Here is a 21,435-nt window from a genome sequence, read left to right as displayed (position 1 = left end):
CTGGTTAACTAACGGCGTCAGGTGCGCTGCAGCTGACGGTACTGCTGACAAATGGATACGACGCTGAATTTTTCCAGCGCGGCATCGTCGATGGCCGGCGGGTTATGGTAAATGCTTTGCATCGTCTGAGCCAGCGCCGGACTGGTCAGATCCGCCAGACCGCGGGCAAGTTCGCCGGTGAGGATCTCGGTGACGCCGCCGGGGCAGCGGGTGCTGGCGACAGGAGTATGTAACAGCAGCGCCTCCACCACCACATTGCCGAATCCTTCGCTATCGGAGCTCAAAACCAGCATCCGTGCGCCTTTGATCCACGGTAAGGGGTTTTTCTGAAAGCCTTTGAACCACACCCGATCGTCAATGTGCAGCGTTTTTGCCAGCTGGCGCAGGCGCTGCTCTTGCTCCGGTTTTCCCTGGCCTAGCAGCACCAGTGGTGCGTCGATGCCGCTCTGCGCATAGGCTTCAAGCAGGCGGTCATGGCGTTTGCCCGGATGGAAGCGACCGACGTGAATCAGGTAGTCACCGTCCGGGCGCTCGCTATCGGCTTCCGCCTCGGCGCGCAGGGCGGCGATATCGAAGGGATTGTAGATGGTTTTCAGCTGTGCCGGGCGCAGGGCAAACTCTTCCACCAGATCTCGCCCCACCGCGTCGGAAACCGTCACCACGTTGCGACCCTGATAAATTCGCTTAATTTTCTGCTGCTTCATCCAGCGGTCAAAGCCGGTGCGGTGCCCGAGATAGGAGGCAGAGAATACGCCGTGCAGACAGAACCAGACGTTACGCTCGCGCAGCGCCCGGCTGCGGGCGACGATGCGGTCGGTTTTGTGCAGGTTGGAGAGCACAAGGTCAAATTGCCCCTGCTGTTCGGCCCGCACGACTGCGGCATCCAGCTGGCGGGCGCGGCGGGACAGCTCGGTCAGCTTGCGCCACGGTTTACGGCAGCGATCGGCAACTACCTGGTAGTCGAGCCCCTCGGGCAATGGGTACTCGCAGACATCGCGCAGCGAAATGAGCGACACCCGATCGCCGTCGCGCAGGAACTGTGCCGCCAGGGTCAGGACCACTTTTTCCGCGCCGCCGCCGGGTAAACCGTCAATCACAAATAAGATGCGCATCGTTATTTCACCAGATCCTGATAAAGAGAAAGCAGCTGGGTTGAGAGTCGCTCGCTGGTGCAGGCCATAATGCGCTCGCGGGCGTGACCGCCTTGCGCGGAGCCCAGCGCGCGCGCGGGCAGGGCCATTACCGCCTGCTGTAGCGCCGGGATATCCAGAGCGTCGCAGACGTAACCATTGTGGCCGTCGACGATAAACTCCGCCCCGCCGCAGCCGGTAGTGGTGATCACCGGCAGACCGCAGGCCATTGCCTCGAGGATGACGTTGGGGAACGGATCGTAGAGGGTGGGCAGCAGCAGACCATCGGCCATTTGATAGAAGGGCAATGTCTCCGACTGCATGCCGAAGAAGCGCACCCGCGCTTCACAGTTCAGGCTCTTCGCCAGCGCCTGATAGCGCGGCTGATCCTTATCTTTGCCGACCACCAGCAGGTAGCGATCGGTGGGAGCGATGGCGCGGATCGCCGCCGCCAGCCCTTTACGTTCAAAGCCGGAGCCGACGTAGATCAGGCAGGTCGCCTGCAGCGGCAGCTGCCATTTGGCGCGTAAGGCGGCAAAGGTCTCTTCGTCTGGCGGCAGGAAGCGCTGGTTGTCAATGGCGTTGTAAATAACGTGGATCTTCTCCGCCGGCAGGCCAAAGTCTTCGATAATCTCGCGCTTGATCATCTCGGCGTTGCAGATCACCCCGCGCAGGTGTGAGTCTTCATACATCTCGCGTTCCGCCTGCATGACGTAGCGGTGGTAACGGTCGGCGAACAGCAGGCGGCTTTTCCAGGCCGGTAAAATGCGCGAGCGCTGCTGCAGCCAGCGGCGATGAACGCCATCGCCAGCGCGGTAGAGATCGCAGCCGGGAATACGTTCATGGCTCTGCACCAGGTCGAAGGACTCGCGCTGCCAGAGCGCGCGCGCGGCGTTGGCAAAGCCGCGCTCGCGGCTGATGCGCCCCCATTTACGTGGGTTACAGATATGGATCTGCCAGTCCGGTTTCACCGGCCCCTGCCATTCGCGGGTGATGACGTTCAGTTGCAGATGACTGCTGTCGAGGGCTTCCAGCGCGCGGGAGACAAACCGTTCTGCGCCGCCGTCCGGGCGGTACTTCTGCCGCACCAGAGCCAGCCTGAATTTACTCATGCCAGTACCTTTTTCGCCGCCGCGATCACGGCGTCGGTAGGAATTAAATCAAGATAACGTTCGTCGGTGTTGGTGTTGATAGCGTCCGGATCGGGCAGCGGACCGAAGTCGCCGGCCCAGATCACCTCGCCTTTCGCCTGCCACGGACGCCAGAAGGTCAGCTTCGAGGGGCCGAACAGGGCGACCAGCGGAGTGCCAAGGGCTGCAGCCATATGCATCGGCACCGAGTCGACGCCGATAAACAACCGGGCATGATCGATCACCGCCGCCAGCTGGCGCAGCGTTAACTGGCCGGCTAAAGAGTGTAGTCGCGCCTGCGGGCAGCCGGCGATGATGGTATCCACCATCTTCTTCTCTCTAGCATCGGGGCCGGAGGTGAGCACCACCGCGTATCCTTCGGCGGACAGCGCGTTGATCAGGGCGCTCATCCGATCTTCGCGCCAGCATTTAAAGAACCAGCGCGACGTCGGCTGGATGACGATGTAGTGTTCCCGGAAGTCCTCCGGCAGCAGGGCGCGGCTGGCGGCCCAGTCTGCTTCGCTGTAGCCCATCCGCGCCGGCGCTTCGTTCAACTGGAGACCGAGCGGAGCGAGAATAGAGAGATTCTGCTGTACCGTATGCAGCTGGTTGTGCTGTTGGGTGGAGGCCAGCGCGGTGTGGCAATAGCGCCAGACCGGGTGGCGGCGCTTCGGAAAATCAAAACCAATCCGCGTCGCGGCGCCGGTCAGTTTGCTGATAACCGCGCTCGGCCACTGGTCGGCCAGGTTAAGCACCATATCGTACCGCTGCTGGCGCAGCGTCTGAATGAGCTGCCATTGCATCTTCAGCTGATACCTTTTTCCCTGCTTTTTCCAGCGGCGATCGAGACCATAAATATGGTGGATATCGGGGTTGGCTGCGAGCATATCCCGGGTCTCTTCATACAACAGGACATCCACGCTGGCGGCGGGGTACTGCTGTTTCAGCGCGTGAATAAGCGGGGTGATCAGCAGCATGTCGCCATGATGGCGCAGCTTAATGACCAGGATCCGCGCCGGGTTCAACGGGCCGCGGGAGAGGGTTTCAGGCGTCATACTCTGTTCTTCATCCAGGATAAGGGTTCCGATTCTAGGGGATCAGACAGATTGAGAGAAGCGTTGTATTGCTCTACCATGACCCGATACGTATGGCCTGAGGACGTTTTCGTGCACAATCCCGCATTTCTCATTACGATTGATACAGAGGGCGATAACCTCTGGCAAAAACATGACAGCATCACCACCGAGAATGCGCGTTATCTTCCGCGTTTTCAGCAGCTTTGCGAAAAGTATGGCTTTAAACCGGTCTATTTGACCAACTATGAAATGGCCATCGACCCCTTTTATATCGAATTCGCCAGAGACGTGATTGCCCGCGGCACCGCGGAAGTCGGCATGCATCTGCATGCGTGGAACAGCCCGCCGACCGAGCCGCTGACTGCAGATGACTGGCGCCATAAGCCTTATCTTATTGAATACAGCGACGCTATGATGCGTGAGAAGGTCGACTATATGACGCGTCTGCTGGAGGATACCTTCCAGACCAAAATGGTTAGCCATCGCGCCGGGCGCTGGGCTTTTGACGAGCGCTATGCGCGTCTGCTGGTGGAATACGGGTATCAGGTGGATTGCTCGGTGACCCCGCGGGTGAACTGGAAGACCGCCAAGGGGGCGCCGCAGGGCGATGGCGGGACCGATTATCGCCGCTTTCCGCAGCATGCCTATTTCCTCGATGAAAATGACATCAGCCGCGAGGGCCACTCGCCGCTGCTGGAAGTGCCGATGAGCATCCAGTACAAGCACTCAGCGTGGATGAACAGCGTGAAGCAGGGCTACGACCGCCTGCGCGGCAAAGTGCGATCCCCCTCCGTACACTGGCTGCGACCGATGGGCGGCAATGTGGAGACGATGAAAAAAGTCGTCGAACAAACGTTGACGCAGGGCAATGACTACGTGGAATATATGCTCCACTCTTCAGAGTATATGCCCGGCGGCAGCCCCACGTTCCAGAATGAACGGGATATTGAGCGTTTATACGCTGACCTCGAAGCCTTTTTTAGCTGGCTGGCGCCGCAGGTGAAGGGCATGACGCTGGCAGAATATTACCAGCGGAAAATTACACAGCGCTAACACAGCTCAAGGTACCGTATGCGTATCCTTAAACAATTAACGCGGAAAAAGAATGCTTTTTTCCGCGGCATTAAATTTAATTTAATTAACTATCGATACAGAAATAAGCCGGCGCGTAAAGCCTTCGACCCAGCGGCTGTGCGCCGCGTGCTGCTATTGCGTCTGGATGATAAAGTCGGTGATATGGTGGTCACGACCGGCTGCGCCAGAATACTGGCCGAACGGGGATATCAGGTTTCGGTGTTAACCGGACCAATATGCAGCGAAATATTAGCAGGCTCAGAATTCATTCAGCAAGTATATTTATATCGGCCTCGCATGTCCTTAAATACGTTGCGGGCGGCGGGTTTTGATGCGGTTATCGATTTTGATGGGTTTTGTTGAATAAATCGAACTTTTGCTGAGTTGAAGGATCAGATCACGTATCTTCCCGACAACGCAGACCGTTCCGTGGCAAAGCAAAAGTTCAAAATCACCAACTGGCCCACCTACAATAAAGCCCTCATCAACCGTGGCTCCATAACTTTCTGGCTGGATGATGAAGCTATTCAGGCCTGGTATGAGTCAGCAACACCTTCTTCACGAGGCAGACCTCAGCGCTATTCTGACCTTGCCATCACGACTGTGCTGGTCATTAAACGCGTATTCAGGCTGACCCTGCGCGCTGCGCAGGGCTTTATTGATTCCATTTTTTCTCTGATGAACGTTCCGCTACGCTGCCCGGATTACAGCTGTGTCAGCAGGCGGGCAAAGTCGGTTAATATCAGTTTCAAAACGCCCACCCGGGGTGAAATCGCACACCTGGTAATTGATTCCACCGGGCTGAAGGTCTTCGGTGAAGGCGAGTGGAAAGTCAAAAAGCATGGCCAGGAACGCCGTCGTATATGGCGTAAGCTGCATCTGGCAGTTGACAGTAAAACACATGAAATCATCTGCGCTGACCTGTCGCTGAACAACGTTACGGACTCAGAGGCCTTCCCCGGGTTAATCCGGCAAACCCACCGGAAAATCAGGTCAGCCGCCGCCGATGGAGCTTACGATACCCGGCTCTGTCACGATGAACTGCGGCGTAAGAAAATCAGCGCGCTTATCCCGCCCCGAAAAGGTGCGGGTTACTGGCCCGGTGAATATGCAGACCGTAACCGTGCAGTGGCTAATCAGCGAATGACCGGGAGTAATGCGCGGTGGAAATGGACAACAGATTACAACCGTCGCTCGATAGCGGAAACGGCGATGTACCGGGTAAAACAGCTGTTCGGGGGTTCACTGACGCTGCGTGACTACGATGGTCAGGTTGCGGAGGCTATGGCCCTGGTACGAGCGCTGAACAAAATGACGAAAGCAGGTATGCCTGAAAGCGTGCGTATTGCCTGAAAACACAACCCGCTACGGGGGAGACTTACCCGAAATCTGATTTATTCAACAAAGCCATTTTGATGACGTGACCAGCTATGAACGCTTTAAATTACTCGCCGATTTACGGGCGACCAGCGTGATTGGTTTTAATAAAGAGCCCTATAAACTTTACGATCACTCAATCGCTTTTTTTGACGGCAACAGCCATATTTCCCTGCGCTATAAGCAGGTGGTGAAGCTGTTTGGCATCGTTGACGACCGCCCGTATCACTATCATCTCCCCGGCTGCCGCCATGAGCGGGAGAAAGTGGCCCGCTTGCTTTCTCAGGCCGGAGAGGTCGAACTGCGTATCGCCATTAACCCTTTTACCGCCTCCGAGGATAAAGACTTCTGTCGTCACCAGGTGGCGACCCTGGTCGAGCGGCTACATGCTCTGCCTTACCGGGTCTGTATCGTGATGGTGGGGCGCAGTGAAAAAATCCGCCAGCTGGGGCTGGATATGGCGCTGTACATCGCCGACAGCACCATCAACTCCGCCGTAGAAGTGATCCGCAGCTGTGATTTAGTCATTACGCCGGACACCTCGATCGTGCATATTGCCCGGGCTTTCGATAAGCCGATGGTGGCGGTCTATAACAAACGCAAACTCAAGAATACCGGGCTGCCCGGCTATCACATCTGGGCGCCGGGCTATGACAAGGCGAAGCAGATAGTCTGTGAAGAAGCGAATGTCGCCGATGTGGCGATTGAGTCGGTGTGGCCCGTGATTAAAGAGCAGGCCGACCGGCTGGTCGCCGCCCGCAGTTGATTTAAAAAGTTAATATAAAAAGGGCCGCTGACGGCCCTTTTTGTTAGCGTTTTTCCGCCAACCCTTTGCTGAGCGCAATGCCCAGCGGCAGCCAGAACAGCACCCAGGTTTCCCGGGGATTGCTGATGATAAACATCCCCTGCGAGGCCATAAACACCAGCGCGTAAAACAGGATCGCCAGACTGTAGCGGCTGTCGGTATGGCGCTTGCGCCACGCCTGCCATAGCCCGCAGGCAATGATCGCCAACAGCAGCAGTAACCCCACGATGCCGCCTTTCAGCAGGGCGCCCATATACACACTGTGGGTGGTGGTGATGTGCTCGCCGCTGTAGTTGATGAAATCCAGTTCATAGCTGAAACCGCGCCCCAGCCACGGCTGGCTGGCCATCTCCGACAGCGTATGGTGCCAGATGCTCAGGCGCAGCCCGCTTTGGGTGCCCAGCTCCTCGAAACGGGCGAGCAGCATGTCGCCCACCGGCGTCATGACCAAAAGCAGCGCTACCAGCACGGCCAGCGCCGCGGCGATCAGCAGGTTGCGGCGGGTGAAGACGTGCAGGTGCAGCGTACAGCCGACCGCCAGCACCAGGGCGATGATCGGCCCGCGGCTTTGGGTGAGCAGCAGCATCACCAGCATGATGACCACCGGCAGATAGAGCCAGTGGCTGGCTTTTTCTTTCAGTAGCATGCCGCAAATTAAAATGCCGATGCCGCAGTAACCGGCAAGGTCGATAACGTTCGTTGGTCCGGGGTTCTCGGGGGAGACCGCTCGTTCGGTGAGAACCAGCGTATGGTCGATAATCAGCGTCCACAGGGAGAGCACGGTGATCCCACCGACCACCGCCAGCATCGCCAGTCGGCGGGTTCGTCCGTCCCTGAGCAGCATCGTCATCAGCAACAGATACCCGGTCAGATACACGCCGTGGGTGATCGGCGAGTCAATATGCTGCGGCGTATGGCCCCACACATTACTGAGGGCGTAATAGATAAAGAAAGCCGCCAGCAGCGTCCAGGTCTGCCACTGCTCGCGTAACACCCCGGCCAGCGCCTGGCGGTTTTCCTGGCGTACCAGCGACAGCAATAGCAGCAGGATCGATAAATGCAGCAGATTATTGGTCCGGGTGGACATGCAAAAAATCGCGCTGAAAAATAAAAACAAAGGAAAGACAATCGAGTAACCCTGTCTGGCGAAGTTACTCACTTTTAAAGTACTCATTAAACGCAACCTTTTCGAAGATAGTATCCGGCACAGCGCTTTCTGGGGAAAAATTAATCACCCGAATCTGGCGTTGCTGCAGTACCTGCGCGGCATGCGCAAAGGAGGGCATGACGAGGGTATCCACTTTTGTTGCCAGGTAAGAAGGCAATTTTTCTTGTTGTGTTTCGTAGAATCGCGGCTGGTTAAAGTTGGTCATATCCAGGCCGCTCACCAGGATAGTATTGAAGCCCAGCCAGGCGAGAATTTGCAGCGCCCAGTAGACCACCGTGCCGGCATCAAAGATGCCCTGGCGAATATCGGTGCTAAAACAGATATCCGGGCGCTGAGGATGAAAGCACATCGCCGCATTCTGCTGGTAAGTGCGCTTTATCGCTTCGCTGGCGACTTTCGGCTGGTAAATCTTATAGCAACCGTCCTCAATCAACGCCAAACGGCAGCGCAGCGCGTCCCCATAGCGATCGACGATTTTGGCGATCCCGTGCATGGTGGTGAACAGCAAAATATCCGGCTGGCTGACAATGGCGCGGATAATGTCCGGCTTCTTATCGAAAAATTCCATGTCGACGATGGTATAGAGTGAAAAGTGCAGCCGGTCGGCAAGATGCCAGGCGCCATTGACGCCCATCACCGGGATCGTTTTCGACAACAGGGAAAAATCGATATTGCGGGTTGAGGGGCCGGTGGCGGTCAGCAGGACTTCGCCCTGCATACTGTTTTTCAGCGCGCTCAGGCTGACCAGCGGCACCGTTTTCCCTTTATAGCGTAACGCGCTGATTTCGCCGCTTGGCGCGCGCGTAATACGGGTAAAAGGCCACAGATTTTCATTGTGGCGATACGCGCGAGGGCGCGTATAGCGGTAGATCTGCTTAAACAGGGATCCCATCAGAGCAGCCCCTGATTTTGCAGGAGAAGATGAATCCGGCTGGCCGCAATATCGCCGGTGCTGGCGCTGTTTTCCGGCCGCACGATATGCTGGTTTTTACCGTATCCGCCAATCAGCCCCGGGTCGGTCGGGCCGTAGAGCGTAAAGTTCGGTTTATCCAGCGCGGCGGTCAGATGGCTCAGCCCGGTATCGACCGAGACGACGGCCCGGGCGCCGGCCAGAACCTGCGCCACCTGCTCAAGGCTCATGCGCGGCAGCACTTCGACATACTCCCGGCCTTCCGCCAGCCGCTTCGCCCGCGCCTCTTCGTGCGGGGCCCCCCACGGCAGCTTAATGTGGACGCCGCTGTCGGCCAGCAGATCGAGAAGCTCCTGCCAGCGGGTTTCCGGCCAGTGCTTATCGTCGCGGGTGGTGGCGTGCAGAAACACCAGATAGGGCGCGGCAGCGCTAGCCTCGTGCTGCAGGAAATGGCGCGCAATGGCGTAATCCCCCTGGGTCTGGGGTTTCGCGTAGCCAAGGCTTTTGGCGAACAGCTCACGGGTACGCTCCACCGCGTGCTGCTGTTTCGCGATATGGTGGCGGCGGTTGTAAAACAGGCTCGCCAGCGGCTCGCGGGCCGTTTGCCAGTCCATACCGTGCTTGACGCCGTGCGCCAGGCGAGTAACCAGCGCGGCGCTTTTTACCAGCCCTTGGGCATCGATGATGGCGTCATACTTTACCGCCTGAACGGCCTCGCGAAAGGCTTGACGCTCGGCTTTGATCGGCGCGGAAAACCAGGCTTTGCGCCAGCGGCGGATCGCCACCGGGATAACCCGCTCGACGCTTTCATGCCAGGAGGGGATCTGCGCGAAACCCTCTTCAACCACCCAGTCGAAGCGGATGCCGGGGATAGCCTGCGCGGCGTCGGTTAGCGCGGGCAGCGTGTGCAGCACGTCGCCCATGGAGGAGGTTTTAACGATCAATACCCGCATCCGTTACGCTTCCTCGTGCTCGGTTTTTTCCGCTAACAGTTCGTTCAGCTCTTGCAGGACGCGTTCTGGGGTGATGTCGATCAGGCTCTGATGATAGCCTTCGGCGGCATCGCCTTTGCGCACCTTGTGGTAGCCGGTAATCAGACGGATAACCCGCGCTTTATGCGACAGCGGCGGGGTAAAGTCCGGACTGCTCGGGCCATACAGCGCCACCAGCGGGCGGTCCAGCGCTGCGGCGACGTGCATCAGCCCCGAATCGTTAGTCACTACAGCTTTACAGGCGGCGATCAGAATGACCGCCTGCTCCAGCTGGGTTTCACCCGCCAGATTACGGCACCAGGCCTGCTGCTCGCTGCTGAGGGCGGCGATGATCTCTTTGCCGGCCTCGTTATCTTTCGCCGAGCCGAAAAGCGCAATCTGATAGCCATCGTCGATAAGCTTTTTCGCCAGCGCAGCATAATGATAGTGCGGCCAGCGTTTGGCCGGGCCGAACTCCGCGCCGGGGCAGAAGCCGACGATCGGCCGATCGTTGGACAGGTTAAAGGCGCTGCAGGCCTGCGACTTTTCCCCTTCGTTGACCTGCAGCTGCGGCCACAGCAGCGGCTGCGGCAGATCTTTGGCGCAGCGCATCACGCCGTTGTCGTAGGCCAGCGCCACGTAGCGTTCCACCATCAGCGGCCAGGCGTCTTTGTCCAGCACTCGGGCGTCGTTGAGCAGGCCGTAGCGCATCTCGCCGCGCCAGCCGGTGCGCAGCGGGATATTGGCAAAGAAAGGGACTAATGCCGATTTAAACGAGTTCGGCAGCACGTAAGCGCGATCGTAGCGACGCTCGCGCAGGCTGTGGCCGAGCTTGCGGCGTTCGCCGATAGCCAGCGCGCCGTGACCCAGCGGCATCGGGATCGCTTCGTTCACTTCCGGCATGCGCGAAAGCAACGGACGGCACCAGGCTGGCGCCATCACGTCGATAATCGCCTGGGGATAGCGCGCCCTGAGCGTACGATAAAGACTTTGCGACATCATCATGTCGCCCACCCAAGACGGGCCTACCACCAATATTTTCATGCTTGTTTCTTACGCGTCGCGGTTTAGCCAGGCCATATATTCCGTTACGCCTTCGGCAACGGTTTTGAACGGTTTGTCATAGCCCGCTTTGCGCAGGTTAGTCAGATCCGCCTGAGTGAACGCCTGGTAGCGGCCTTTCAGTTTGTCCGGGAACGGGATGTACTCGATGCTGCCTTTTTTGTGGTACGCCAGGGTCGCATCGGCGACGGCCTGGAAGGATTCCGCACGGCCGGTGCCGAGGTTAAAGATGCCGGAAACGCCGTTTTCCCAGAACCACAGGTTGACGTCAGCCACGTCGCCCACGTAGACGAAGTCGCGCTTGAAGCCGTCGCTGCCTTCAAACAGTTTCGGGCTTTCGCCATTATTCAGCTGGGTATTGAGGTGGAAAGCGACGCTCGCCATGCTGCCTTTGTGGCCTTCGCGCGGCCCGTAGACGTTAAAGTAGCGGAAGCCGACGATCTGCGAATTGGCTTCCGGCAGGATCTGGCGGACGTATTCGTCGAACAGGAATTTGGAGTAGCCGTAAACGTTCAGCGGCTGTTCGTACTCGCGGGACTCGATGAAGTCGCTGGTGCGTCCGCCATAGGTGGCCGCGGAGGAGGCGTACAGGAACGGGATTTCGCGCTCCAGGCAGTAGTGCAGCAGCTCTTTGGAGTACTGATAGTTGTTGTCCATCATGTACTTGCCATCCCACTCGGTAGTGGAAGAGCACGCGCCTTCGTGGAAGATTGCTTCGATTTCACCGAACTCTTCACCCGCCATAATCTGGATCAGAAAGTCTTCTTTATCCATGTAGTCAGCGATGTTCAGGTCAACCAGGTTTACAAACTTGGTGCCGTCTTTCAGATTGTCGACAACCAGAATGTCGGTGATGCCTTTGTCATTCAGCGCTTTAACGATGTTGCTGCCGATAAAGCCTGCGCCGCCGGTAACGATGATCATAACTGTACCTTTGAAGTTGAGAGCCCGGAGACAATCCGGACATGAATGCTCTTATCATATCACCACATGAGCAAGCCTACAGCCATTCGCAGAATAAGGTGCTGGGCTGACGTGATTTATGCTGCAAATAATTCATTCAAGCCTGCATCATCTCGTATCAGCGTATAGCTTTGGGTAATATGTGCCAAATTTTGCCGAATCTGGAGAGTTGCAATGCGTGGTGATTTCTACAAACAGTTAACTAGCAATCTGGAGACCGCTCGGGCCGAAGGGTTGTTCAAAGAAGAGCGCATCATCACCTCGGCGCAGCAGGCGGACATTACCGTCGGCGACAGCCACGTGATTAACTTCTGCGCCAATAACTATCTGGGTCTGGCGAACCACCCGGAACTGATTGCCGCGGCGAAATCCGGCATGGACAGCCACGGTTTCGGGATGGCCTCGGTACGCTTCATCTGCGGCACCCAGGATACGCATAAGCAGCTGGAGAAGAAGCTGGCCGATTTCCTCGGTATGGAAGACGCGATCCTCTACTCCTCCTGCTTCGACGCCAACGGCGGCCTGTTTGAAACGCTGCTCGGCCCGGAAGACGCCATTATCTCCGACGCCCTGAACCATGCCTCGATCATCGACGGCGTGCGTCTGTGTAAAGCGAAGCGCTTCCGCTATGCCAACAACGATATGCAAGAGCTGGAGGCGCGTCTGAAAGAAGCTCGCGAGGCCGGCGCGCGTCACGTGCTGATCGCCACCGACGGCGTGTTCTCGATGGATGGCGTGATCGCCAACCTGCAAGGCGTTTGCGACCTGGCGGATAAATACGATGCGCTGGTGATGGTCGATGACTCCCACGCCGTCGGCTTCGTCGGCGAAAACGGCCGCGGCTCCCACGAATACTGCGATGTGATGGGGCGCGTCGATATCATCACCGGCACGTTGGGTAAAGCGCTGGGCGGCGCCTCCGGCGGCTACACCGCCGCGCGCAAAGAGGTGGTTGAGTGGCTGCGCCAGCGCTCCCGTCCGTATCTGTTCTCCAACTCTCTGGCGCCGGCCATCGTGGCCGCCTCCATCAAAGTGCTGGAGATGGTTGAAGAGGGGGCAGACCTGCGCGATCGCCTGTGGGCTAACGCGCGTCTGTTCCGCGAAAAAATGACCGCGGCAGGCTTCACGCTGGCCGGCGCCGACCACGCCATCATTCCGGTGATGCTGGGCGAGGCGGTGGTGGCGCAGAACTTTGCCCGCGAGCTGCAGAAAGAAGGGATCTATGTCACCGGCTTCTTCTATCCGGTGGTACCGAAAGGCCAGGCGCGTATTCGCACCCAGATGTCGGCGGCGCATACTCCTGAACAAATTGAGCGTGCGGTGGAAGCCTTTACCCGCATCGGCAAACAACTGGGCGTCATCGCCTAATAAGGGTATGAGATGAAAGCGTTATCCAAACTGAAAGCGGAAGAAGGCATCTGGATGACCGACGTACCGGAACCGGAAGTCGGCCATAACGATCTGCTGATTAAAATCCGCAAGACCGCCATTTGCGGGACCGACGTGCACATCTACAACTGGGATGAGTGGTCGCAGAAGACCATTCCGGTGCCGATGGTGGTCGGTCACGAATATGTCGGCGAAGTGGTGGGGATTGGTCAGGAAGTGCGCGGCTTTAAGATTGGCGACCGCGTCTCCGGCGAAGGGCATATCACCTGCGGCCACTGCCGTAACTGCCGCGCGGGCCGCACCCATCTGTGCCGCAACACCATCGGCGTGGGCGTCAACCGCCCGGGCTGCTTTGCTGAGTATCTGGTGATCCCGGCCTTTAACGCCTTTAAAATCCCCGACAATATCTCTGATGACCTGGCGTCTATCTTCGACCCGTTCGGCAACGCGGTGCACACCGCGCTCTCCTTCGATCTGGTCGGGGAAGACGTGCTGGTTTCCGGTGCCGGTCCGATCGGCGTGATGGCGGCGGCGGTAGCGAAACACGTCGGCGCGCGTAACGTGGTGATCACCGACGTCAACGAGTACCGTCTTGAGCTGGCGCGCAAAATGGGCGTTACCCGCGCGGTGAACGTGGCCAAAGAGAACCTTAATGACGTGATGGCCGAGCTGGGGATGACCGAAGGTTTCGATGTGGGTCTGGAGATGTCCGGCGCGCCGCCGGCGTTTCGCAGCATGCTTGATACCATGAACCACGGCGGCCGTATCGCGATGCTGGGTATCCCGCCGTCGGATATGTCCATCGACTGGACCAAGGTCATCTTCAAAGGGCTGTTTATCAAAGGTATCTATGGTCGCGAAATGTTCGAAACCTGGTACAAGATGGCGGCGCTGATCCAGTCTGGTCTGGATCTCTCACCGATCATCACCCACCGCTTCGGCATTGATGACTTCCAGAAAGGTTTTGACGCGATGCGCTCCGGCCAGTCCGGTAAAGTGGTTTTGAGCTGGGACTAATCCCCCATGCTGGCGTAAAAATCAGCAAAAAAGGCGCCTGCGGGCGCCTTAATTTAGATTTGGATAACATTTTTAGCCTGCTTAATATTAAGCGCACAATTTCTACATCGATTTTACGGTTATTCGCTTATACAGTGTGTTTAGTCGCAGTTTAACTTTGTAACTATCATGCTTAAACTCTCCGTATGCTTACTGACCTGTAACTCTGCGCGCCTGCTGATGGAGGTGCTGCCGCCTCTGCTGAAGGTGGCCGATGAATGTATCGTCGTCGACTCCGGCAGTACCGACGAAACCGTCGCTATTTGTCAGCAGTTTGGTCTCACCGTCCATCACCATGCCTATAAAGCCCACGGCGCGCAGATGAACTATGCCATCGGGCTGGCCAGCCATGACTGGGTGCTGTGCATGGACAGCGACGAAATTCTTGATAATGACGTGGTGACGGCCATTCAGGCGCTAAAAGCGGGGGAGGAGCCTGACCCGACCTGCGCCTGGCGTCTGCCGCGCTACTGGTTTGTGCTAGGCAAACAGGTACGGACGATCTACCCCATTTCCTCACCGGATTATCCGGTGCGCCTCTTTAACCGCCAGCAGGCGCGGTTTAACGATCGGCCGGTGGATGACCAGGTGGTCGGACACGCGAGCTCCGTCAGGCTGCCGGGCTTCGTTCGCCACGATACCTTTTATTCGCTGCATGAAGTGTTTAATAAGCTGAACAGCTATACCACCCGGCTGGTGAAGTACCAGCAGATCAAACCTTCGCTGACGCGGGGGATCGTCAGCGCCATTGGCGCTTTCTTTAAGTGGTATCTGTTTAGCGGGGCGTGGCGCTATGGCAAGGTCGGCGTGGTGACCGGCCTGTACGCGACGTTTTACAGCTTTCTGAAATATTTTAAGGCGTGGTACGCCCACGAAGATAACCAGGCGCCCGTCGCGCAAAAGCGAACGGACCCCTGAGTAGTCTAGTTGCCGGGGTTGTCCCAGCCCTGCCATTTGAGGCGATAGTACTGGATCAGCGCGCTCTGGCTGATGCTATCGCTGAGGATAGTGAAGAAGCGGCTGGCGTTCACAGGCTCCAGCGGGCGCTTCGGTTTGCAAGACTTCACGCCATGGAACGGATTACGCGGCTTCTGCTGCGTTTGTTGCGCAGGCGGCTGGGCGTAGTTTGGCGTCGAGTTGTCGACCTGCGGCTCGTTCAGCAGGCTGCTCGGGCGCACCAGCGTGATATCCGGCGGCAGGTTATAGACCATCTGCTGCAGCACCCGCACCGTCGTCGGATGCGGATGGCCAATGGCTATCGCCGAACCGTTGCGCCGCGCCAGGGCGATGGCGCGATTGAACTGGTTGCGGATATCGGCTTCATTCTGCGTATCGTCGAGAAACACTTTGCGCTTAATCACCTTCACGCCGGTACCCTGCGCGGCGCGCATGGCCTGGGTGTTGCCGATGGTGACGCTGTCGAGAAAATAGAGATTGTAGCGCTCCAGGGCCTGCATCACCTTCTGCATGCCAAACAGGTTGGAGGTCATCGCGCTGCCCATATGGTTATTCAGCCCGACGGCGTAAGGGACTTTGCCGTAAGCCTCGCGAATAATGCGCTCGATCTCCTCGCTGCTCATTTCGGGACGCAGGGTGTCTTTTTCCAGCGGCTGTTTGCTGAGCGGCGCCATTGGCAGATGGATGAGCACTTCATGGCCCTGATTATGCGCTTTAGTGGCCATTTCCCGGGCGTGCGGCGCGTTCGGCAGCACGGCGACGGAGATAGTTGCCGGCAGCGCCAGCACCTGATTCTCGGTCTGCGGGCGGTAGCCAAAATCGTCAATAACGATGGAGAGTTTGCCAGCGAACGCTGGCGCCGCCAGAGCCAGCGAACCGGCTACGGCAAGAGCAATTGCGCGAAATTGAAGCAAAACTTATCTTCCCAACCACGGCTGTGGATTGACCGCCTGACCCTGGCGGCGAATTTCGAAATAGAGCGACGGACGGCCCTGACCGCCGCTGCTGCCTACGAGCGCGATAGGCTGGCCGGCACGCACCTGGGTGCCAACGCTGACCAGCGCGCTTTGGTTATAGCCATACAGGCTCATGTCGCCTTTGCCATGTTCGACCACCACCACCAGACCATAGCCCTGCAGCCAGTCGGCCAGAATGACCCGACCATCGGCAATGGCTCTGACTTCGGTGCCTTCAGACGCGGCGATAACCATCCCTTTCCAACGTAGTTCACCTTGCAGCTGTTCGCCATATCGATGAAGGAGCGGACCGCGAACCGGCCAGAACGCCTGACCGCGCGGCGAGCCCAGCCCGCCGGTGCGTGACATCAGCGAACGCTCGCTTTCCGTTGGTTTATAGGTAGTGCCTTTGCGCGATGCTTCCTGCTGGCGGTCGCGCACCGCCTGCGCGTCGCGTGCTTCCCGATCGGCGCGGGCTTTGGCGGCAGCCTCCGCCTGGGCGATACGACCGCGTAGGCGCGATTCGTTAGCCCGTAATTCACTTAATTGTTGCTGACCCTGCTGAATGGAAGACTCCAGGCCGGAAAGGGTCTTTTTCCGTTCGTTACGCGCCTGCTCCAGCTTCGCCTGCTGGGCCTTTTGCTCGTAGACCAGCGTTTGCTGCTGGCTCTGTTTTTCTTCGAGCATCGACTTTTGCACCGCCATCTCTTCGCGCGTTTTCTTCAACTCCGCGATAGTCTCCTGGCGGGCCTGGTTGAAATAGCTGAAATAGACCTGCATCCGCTGATTGCGCTGGCCCTCTTCACCGCTGAGCACCATCTGGATGCCGGTATGCGGCCCCTGGCGGAAAGCGGCATCGAGCTGCGCGGCGAGGTTCCGCTCCTGAGACGCGCGCTGGCGCTCCAGCTTCGCGAGAGCGGCGTTCATCTCGTCAATCTGCTTATTGAGCTGGTTCAGGCTATCCTGGGTTTCGCGCAGTTTGCGGGCCGCGGCGGCGATCGCCTCTTCCTGCGCTTTGAGCTGGGCGAGCAGGCTTGCGCGCTGCTGCTGCTGTTGCTTAATCGCCCGCTGCCTGGCGGCGATGTCGGCCTGGATGGACTTTAGCTGATCGCGATCGTCGGCATGCGCAGATGACGCGCACAGCAATACGCCAGCGCTGAGCGCGCTGGCGTAAAGGACGGATCGAACTGCCGCTGCGATCCATGTAGTTGAATACATCGCCTTTCCCCTCATGGGGAAGGATTATTCCACGATGAACAGCGGCTTGCCAGTCATCTCTTGCGGGATTTCCATTCCCATCAGCGACAGCATGGTCGGGGCGATGTCGGAAAGTTTGCCGCCGTTGACCGCTTTGACCGCTTTATTACCGACGTAGATCAGCGGAACCGGCAGATTGGTATGGGCGGTGTGCGCCTGGCCGGTGGCCGGGTCGCGCATCTGCTCGGCGTTGCCGTGGTCGGCGGTGATCAGCAGCTGGCCGCCAACGGATTCCACCGCCTGAGCCACCTGGTCGATGCAGCGATCCAGCGCTTCAACCGCTTTTACGGCAGCTTCCATCACCCCGGTATGGCCAACCATATCGCCGTTCGGGTAGTTACAGATGATGGTATCGTATTTTCCGCCTTTGATGGCGGCGACCAGTTTCTCGGTCAGCTCGGCGGAGCTCATTTCCGGCTGCAGATCGTAGGTCGCCACTTTCGGCGAGTTAATCAGGATCCGCTCTTCGCCTTTAAACGGCTCTTCTACGCCGCCGTTGAAGAAGAAGGTGACGTGAGCGTATTTTTCAGTTTCGGAGATACGCAGCTGGGTTTTATCGTGCTTCGCCATCCACTCGCCGAAGGTATTGGCCAGCGAGGCGGGCGGGTAGGCGCAGGCGACTTTGATGTCGGCGGCGTATTCGGTGAGCATCACGAAATCGAGATTAACCACTTTCTTACGCGCAAAGCCGTCGAAGTCGGCGTTGACGAAGGCGCGGGTGATTTCACGCGCGCGGTCGGCACGGAAGTTCATGAAGATCAGCGCGTCGCCGTCTTCCATCGCGGCATCGGCCTGGCCGGCGGCGCGGATAACGGTGGCTTTCACGAATTCGTCGTTTTCGTCACGGGCGTAGGCGGCCTGCAGACCCGCGACGGCGGTATCGGCCTGGAATTCGCCTTTGGCCAGGGTCAGCAGATCATAAGCTTGTTCCACGCGATCCCAGCGGTTGTCGCGGTCCATGGCGTAATAGCGGCCGATGAGCGACGCGATGCGACCTTTGCCCAGCGCGGCAAATTTGGCTTCGAATGTCGCCAGCGTTTTTTCCGCACTGCGCGGCGGCGTATCACGGCCGTCGAGGAAGGCGTGCAGGTAGATCTTCTCAGCGCCGCGCTCTGCCGCCAGCTCCACCATCGCCATGATGTGATCTTCGTGGCTGTGGACGCCGCCTGGCGACATCAGGCCCATGATATGTACTGCTTTGCCGGCGGCAACCGCTTTATCGACCGCGGCGGTCAGTACCGGGTTGGCGAAGAAGGTGCGTTCTTTAATTTCCACATCGAGACGGGTCAGGTCCTGATAGACGATACGACCGGCGCCCAGGTTGACGTGGCCTACTTCGGAGTTCCCCATCTGACGGTCCGGCAGGCCGACTTCGAGGCCGGATGCATCGATCAGGGTATGTGGACGTTTGGCCCACAGCGCGTCCATTACCGGCGTTTTAGCGCTATAAATGGCGTTATCCTGTTGGTCTTCGCGATAGCCGTAGCCATCCAGAATCACCAGTACCATAGGTTTTTTAGAAACCGACATTGCGACAACCTCATGCTCAAAGACAGAAATTTTGCGTAATTTTACTACAGCTGAATCGTTTAAATCCCCGTGAAAGATCAAAGAAAGGGAGCGGCCGGGCCGCGCCGGGTCAGCGAGAGCGGCTTTTTTTCGCCACCGCCCGCAGAAAATACATTACATCGCGCTCACTGGCTGTAATTGCCGCAAGGCACAGGTATACTCCTTTCCTGGTTTTTTTCTCACTTAGTCGGGAGTTGTAACCCCCCATGCAAGAAATTATGCAATTCATCGGCCGTCACCCGGTCCTGAGCATCGCGTGGATCGCGCTGCTGGGTGCGGTAGTGTTCACCACCTTCAAGGGGCTGATGTCGAAAGTTAAAGTCATCACCCGTGGTGAAGCGACGCGTCTTATCAATAAAGAAGATGCGGTGGTGGTCGACCTGCGTCAGCGTGACGATTTCCGTAAAGGCCATATTGCCGGCGCTATTAACCTGCTGCCCAGCGATATCAAAGCCAATAACGTCGGCGAGTTGGAAAAACACAAATCGCAACCCATTATTGTGGTAGACGGTTCCGGCATGCAGGCGCAAGAGCCCGCCAGCGCGCTGAACAAAGCCGGGTTTGAAAAAGTCTTTGTACTGAAAGAGGGCATTGCTGGCTGGAGCGGCGAAAACCTCCCTCTGGTACGCGGCAAATAACTTACCTCGCGTGGTGATGCCGCCGCGTTTTCTCCTTCACGCCTGACGTGAAGGGAACACAGGCTGCGGCGTAAAACCCTCAGGGTAACAACAGGAGTGAAGTCATGGCCAATATTGAGATCTACACCAAAGCGACCTGCCCGTTCTGCATCCGCGCGAAAGCGCTGCTGAACAGCAAAGGCGTAACGTTCCATGAGTTGCCGATCGATGGCGATGCCGCGAAGCGTGAGGAGATGATCCAGCGCAGCGGACGGACGACGGTTCCGCAGATTTTTATTGATGCGCAGCACATTGGCGGCTGTGACGACTTGTATGCGCTTGATTCACGTGGTGGACTTGATCCCCTCTTGCGCTAATTTTTGCGCGCTTTCCCTGGCGGAAGCGCGTATTTAAGGACAACACGAAAGGGTTTTACTATGTCAGAACAAAACAGCACCGAAATGACCTTCCAGATCCAGCGTATCTATACCAAAGATATCTCTTTTGAAGCGCCGAACGCGCCGCAAGTTTTCCAGAAAGACTGGCAGCCGGAAGTTAAACTTGATCTGGATACCGCCTCCACCCAGCTGGCTGAAGGCGTTTATGAAGTGGTGCTGCGTGTGACCGTGACCGCTGCGCTGGGCGAAGAAACCGCGTTCCTCTGTGAAGTACAGCAGGGCGGTATTTTCTCCATCGACGGCATCGAAGGCACCCAGATGGCGCACTGCCTCGGCGCATACTGCCCGAACATTCTGTTCCCGTACGCGCGCGAGTGCATCACCAGCCTGGTTTCCCGCGGCACCTTCCCGCAACTTAACCTTGCGCCAGTGAACTTCGACGCGCTGTTCATGAACTATCTGCAGCAGCAGGCTGGCGAAGGTGCTGAACAACATCAGGATGCCTGATGAACGCACTTAATGCTGCAATGACTGTGATCGGTGCCGGCTCTTACGGCACCGCTCTTGCCATCACCCTGGCAAGAAATGGCCACCACGTTGTGCTGTGGGGCCATGACCCGAAACATATCGCGACGCTGCAACACGATCGCTGCAACGCCGCGTTCCTTCCCGATGTGCCTTTCCCGGATACGCTGCATCTTGAGAGCGACCTGGCCACCGCGCTGGCCGCCAGCCGCGACATCCTTGTCGTGGTGCCGAGCCATGTATTCGGTCAGGTGTTACGCCAGATTAAACCGCTGATGCGTTCCGACGCGCGGCTGGTGTGGGCCACCAAAGGCCTGGAGGCCGAAACCGGCCGTCTGCTGCAGGACGTGGCGCGTGAAGCGCTGGGCGATGATATTCCGCTGGCGGTGATCTCGGGGCCAACCTTCGCCAAAGAGCTGGCCGCCGGCCTGCCGACGGCGATTTCGCTGGCGGCCACGGATCCGCAGTTTGCGGAAGACCTTCAGCGCCTACTGCACTGCGGCAAAAGCTTCCGCGTCTACATCAACCCGGACTTTATCGGCGTGCAGCTCGGCGGCGCGGTGAAAAACGTCATTGCCATCGGGGCAGGTATGTCGGATGGCATCGGCTTCGGCGCCAATGCGCGTACGGCGCTGATTACCCGTGGGCTGGTGGAAATGTCCCGCCTCGGCGCGGCGCTGGGCGCCGATCCGGAAACCTTTATGGGCATGGCCGGCCTCGGTGACCTGGTGCTCACCTGCACCGACAACCAGTCCCGTAACCGTCGCTTCGGCATGATGCTCGGCCAGGGTATGGACGTGCAGAGCGCCCAGGACAAGATTGGCCAGGTGGTTGAAGGCTACCGCAATACCAAGGAAGTTCGCGTTCTGGCACAGCGTTTAGGTGTCGAAATGCCAATAACCGAGGAAATTTATCAGGTATTGTATTGCGGAAAAATTGCGCGCGAGGCAGCATTGACCTTATTGGGTCGCGCCCGCAAGGACGAGCGCAGCAGCAATTAGCTTTCCTTTGTCACCTGAATGACCCTGCCAGCGCAGAACTGGCA

General features: G+C 58.1%; 22 protein-coding genes. 11 read left to right on the top strand and 11 right to left on the bottom strand.

Annotated features, from left to right (window positions below; translation table 11 throughout):
* Positions 1-17: 17 nt before the first annotated feature.
* The 3 genes from KPHS_51330 to KPHS_51310 are packed head-to-tail and all read right to left on the bottom strand — an operon-like array spanning position 18 to position 3,315.
* Positions 18-1,112 carry a putative glycosyltransferase gene (locus tag KPHS_51330; RefSeq protein YP_005229433.1) on the bottom strand — a complete coding sequence of 365 codons (1,095 nt, stop codon included), beginning with the start codon at positions 1,110-1,112 and terminating at the stop codon, positions 18-20.
* Between the two features lie 2 nt (positions 1,113-1,114).
* Positions 1,115-2,242, bottom strand: a complete 1,128-nt coding sequence (locus tag KPHS_51320) for a glucuronic acid transferase (protein ID YP_005229432.1) — start codon at positions 2,240-2,242, stop codon at positions 1,115-1,117.
* The gene (locus KPHS_51310; RefSeq protein ID YP_005229431.1) at positions 2,239-3,315 is read right to left on the bottom strand and encodes a heptosyl III transferase; all 1,077 of its coding nucleotides are present in this window, start codon (positions 3,313-3,315) and stop codon (positions 2,239-2,241) included. Before KPHS_51310 ends, KPHS_51320 begins: the two co-directional genes overlap by 4 nt.
* A 111-nt stretch (positions 3,316-3,426) precedes the next feature.
* Here KPHS_51310 and KPHS_51300 point away from each other — a divergent pair, with 111 nt between their 5' ends.
* The 4 genes from KPHS_51300 (at position 3,427) to KPHS_51270 (ending at position 6,553) form a co-directional block, all read left to right on the top strand.
* On the top strand, positions 3,427-4,389 hold the full coding sequence (locus KPHS_51300) for a deacetylase (protein YP_005229430.1): 963 nt from the start codon (positions 3,427-3,429) through the stop codon (positions 4,387-4,389).
* 18 nt (positions 4,390-4,407) lie between these two features.
* Positions 4,408-4,773, top strand: a complete 366-nt coding sequence (locus KPHS_51290; protein YP_005229429.1) for a putative heptosyl transferase — start codon at positions 4,408-4,410, stop codon at positions 4,771-4,773.
* A gap of 21 nt (positions 4,774-4,794) precedes the next feature.
* Complete coding sequence (locus tag KPHS_51280) at positions 4,795-5,763, top strand: transposase InsC for insertion sequence IS903 (protein ID YP_005229428.1); 969 nt, start codon at positions 4,795-4,797, stop codon at positions 5,761-5,763.
* Between the two features lie 67 nt (positions 5,764-5,830).
* Entirely contained in the window at positions 5,831-6,553 is a 723-nt protein-coding gene (locus tag KPHS_51270) for a putative heptosyl transferase (protein YP_005229427.1), read from the top strand.
* 43 nt (positions 6,554-6,596) lie between these two features.
* Here KPHS_51270 and KPHS_51260 read toward each other — a convergent pair whose 3' ends face one another.
* Genes KPHS_51260 through KPHS_51220 form a run of 5 tightly spaced genes read right to left on the bottom strand, consistent with a single transcriptional unit; the run spans position 6,597 to position 11,627 of the window.
* Entirely contained in the window at positions 6,597-7,766 is a 1,170-nt protein-coding gene (locus KPHS_51260) for an O-antigen polymerase (protein ID YP_005229426.1), read from the bottom strand.
* Positions 7,744-8,652: a putative glycosyltransferase gene (locus tag KPHS_51250; RefSeq protein ID YP_005229425.1), complete on the bottom strand. Its 909-nt coding sequence runs from the start codon at positions 8,650-8,652 to the stop codon at positions 7,744-7,746. Before KPHS_51250 ends, KPHS_51260 begins: the two co-directional genes overlap by 23 nt.
* Positions 8,652-9,623 carry a heptosyltransferase I gene (locus KPHS_51240; protein ID YP_005229424.1) on the bottom strand — a complete coding sequence of 324 codons (972 nt, stop codon included), beginning with the start codon at positions 9,621-9,623 and terminating at the stop codon, positions 8,652-8,654. The genes KPHS_51250 and KPHS_51240 overlap by 1 nt, the downstream gene beginning before the upstream one ends.
* 3 nt (positions 9,624-9,626) lie before the next feature.
* Positions 9,627-10,655, bottom strand: a complete 1,029-nt coding sequence (locus KPHS_51230) for an ADP-heptose--LPS heptosyltransferase (RefSeq protein ID YP_005229423.1) — start codon at positions 10,653-10,655, stop codon at positions 9,627-9,629.
* 39 nt (positions 10,656-10,694) lie between these two features.
* The gene (locus KPHS_51220; RefSeq protein ID YP_005229422.1) at positions 10,695-11,627 is read right to left on the bottom strand and encodes an ADP-L-glycero-D-manno-heptose-6-epimerase; all 933 of its coding nucleotides are present in this window, start codon (positions 11,625-11,627) and stop codon (positions 10,695-10,697) included.
* A 213-nt stretch (positions 11,628-11,840) separates the two neighbouring features.
* Here KPHS_51220 and KPHS_51210 point away from each other — a divergent pair, with 213 nt between their 5' ends.
* From KPHS_51210 to KPHS_51190, 3 genes are all read left to right on the top strand, one after another.
* Positions 11,841-13,034 carry a 2-amino-3-ketobutyrate coenzyme A ligase gene (locus KPHS_51210; protein YP_005229421.1) on the top strand — a complete coding sequence of 398 codons (1,194 nt, stop codon included), beginning with the start codon at positions 11,841-11,843 and terminating at the stop codon, positions 13,032-13,034.
* A 12-nt stretch (positions 13,035-13,046) separates the two neighbouring features.
* On the top strand, positions 13,047-14,072 hold the full coding sequence (locus KPHS_51200) for an L-threonine 3-dehydrogenase (protein ID YP_005229420.1): 1,026 nt from the start codon (positions 13,047-13,049) through the stop codon (positions 14,070-14,072).
* Positions 14,073-14,291: 219 nt separating this feature from the next.
* Complete coding sequence (locus KPHS_51190; RefSeq protein ID YP_005229419.1) at positions 14,292-15,029, top strand: putative family 2 glycosyl transferase; 738 nt, start codon at positions 14,292-14,294, stop codon at positions 15,027-15,029.
* A 5-nt stretch (positions 15,030-15,034) separates the two neighbouring features.
* On the opposite strand, the gene KPHS_51180 is transcribed toward KPHS_51190, so the two are convergent.
* Genes KPHS_51180 through KPHS_51160 form a run of 3 tightly spaced genes read right to left on the bottom strand, consistent with a single transcriptional unit; the run spans position 15,035 to position 18,811 of the window.
* Complete coding sequence (locus KPHS_51180; protein ID YP_005229418.1) at positions 15,035-15,982, bottom strand: divergent polysaccharide deacetylase family protein; 948 nt, start codon at positions 15,980-15,982, stop codon at positions 15,035-15,037.
* Positions 15,983-15,985: 3 nt separating this feature from the next.
* The gene (locus tag KPHS_51170) at positions 15,986-17,257 is read right to left on the bottom strand and encodes a murein hydrolase activator EnvC (protein ID YP_005229417.1); all 1,272 of its coding nucleotides are present in this window, start codon (positions 17,255-17,257) and stop codon (positions 15,986-15,988) included.
* A gap of 9 nt (positions 17,258-17,266) precedes the next feature.
* Complete coding sequence (locus tag KPHS_51160; protein ID YP_005229416.1) at positions 17,267-18,811, bottom strand: phosphoglyceromutase; 1,545 nt, start codon at positions 18,809-18,811, stop codon at positions 17,267-17,269.
* Between the two features lie 245 nt (positions 18,812-19,056).
* Here KPHS_51160 and KPHS_51150 point away from each other — a divergent pair, with 245 nt between their 5' ends.
* From KPHS_51150 to KPHS_51120, 4 genes are all read left to right on the top strand, one after another.
* Positions 19,057-19,488: a putative phosphatase gene (locus KPHS_51150; protein ID YP_005229415.1), complete on the top strand. Its 432-nt coding sequence runs from the start codon at positions 19,057-19,059 to the stop codon at positions 19,486-19,488.
* A gap of 104 nt (positions 19,489-19,592) precedes the next feature.
* Positions 19,593-19,844: a glutaredoxin 3 gene (locus tag KPHS_51140; protein ID YP_005229414.1), complete on the top strand. Its 252-nt coding sequence runs from the start codon at positions 19,593-19,595 to the stop codon at positions 19,842-19,844.
* Positions 19,845-19,904: 60 nt separating this feature from the next.
* Entirely contained in the window at positions 19,905-20,372 is a 468-nt protein-coding gene (locus tag KPHS_51130) for a preprotein translocase subunit SecB (RefSeq protein ID YP_005229413.1), read from the top strand.
* The gene (locus KPHS_51120; protein ID YP_005229412.1) at positions 20,372-21,391 is read left to right on the top strand and encodes an NAD(P)H-dependent glycerol-3-phosphate dehydrogenase; all 1,020 of its coding nucleotides are present in this window, start codon (positions 20,372-20,374) and stop codon (positions 21,389-21,391) included. The genes KPHS_51130 and KPHS_51120 overlap by 1 nt, the downstream gene beginning before the upstream one ends.
* Positions 21,392-21,435: the final 44 nt, after the last annotated feature.

The organism is Klebsiella pneumoniae subsp. pneumoniae HS11286 (genome assembly GCF_000240185.1).
GTDB lineage: Bacteria > Pseudomonadota > Gammaproteobacteria > Enterobacterales > Enterobacteriaceae > Klebsiella > Klebsiella pneumoniae.
The sequence above is the reverse complement of the archived record's forward strand: the minus strand, read 5'-3'. Positions and strand labels throughout refer to the sequence as shown.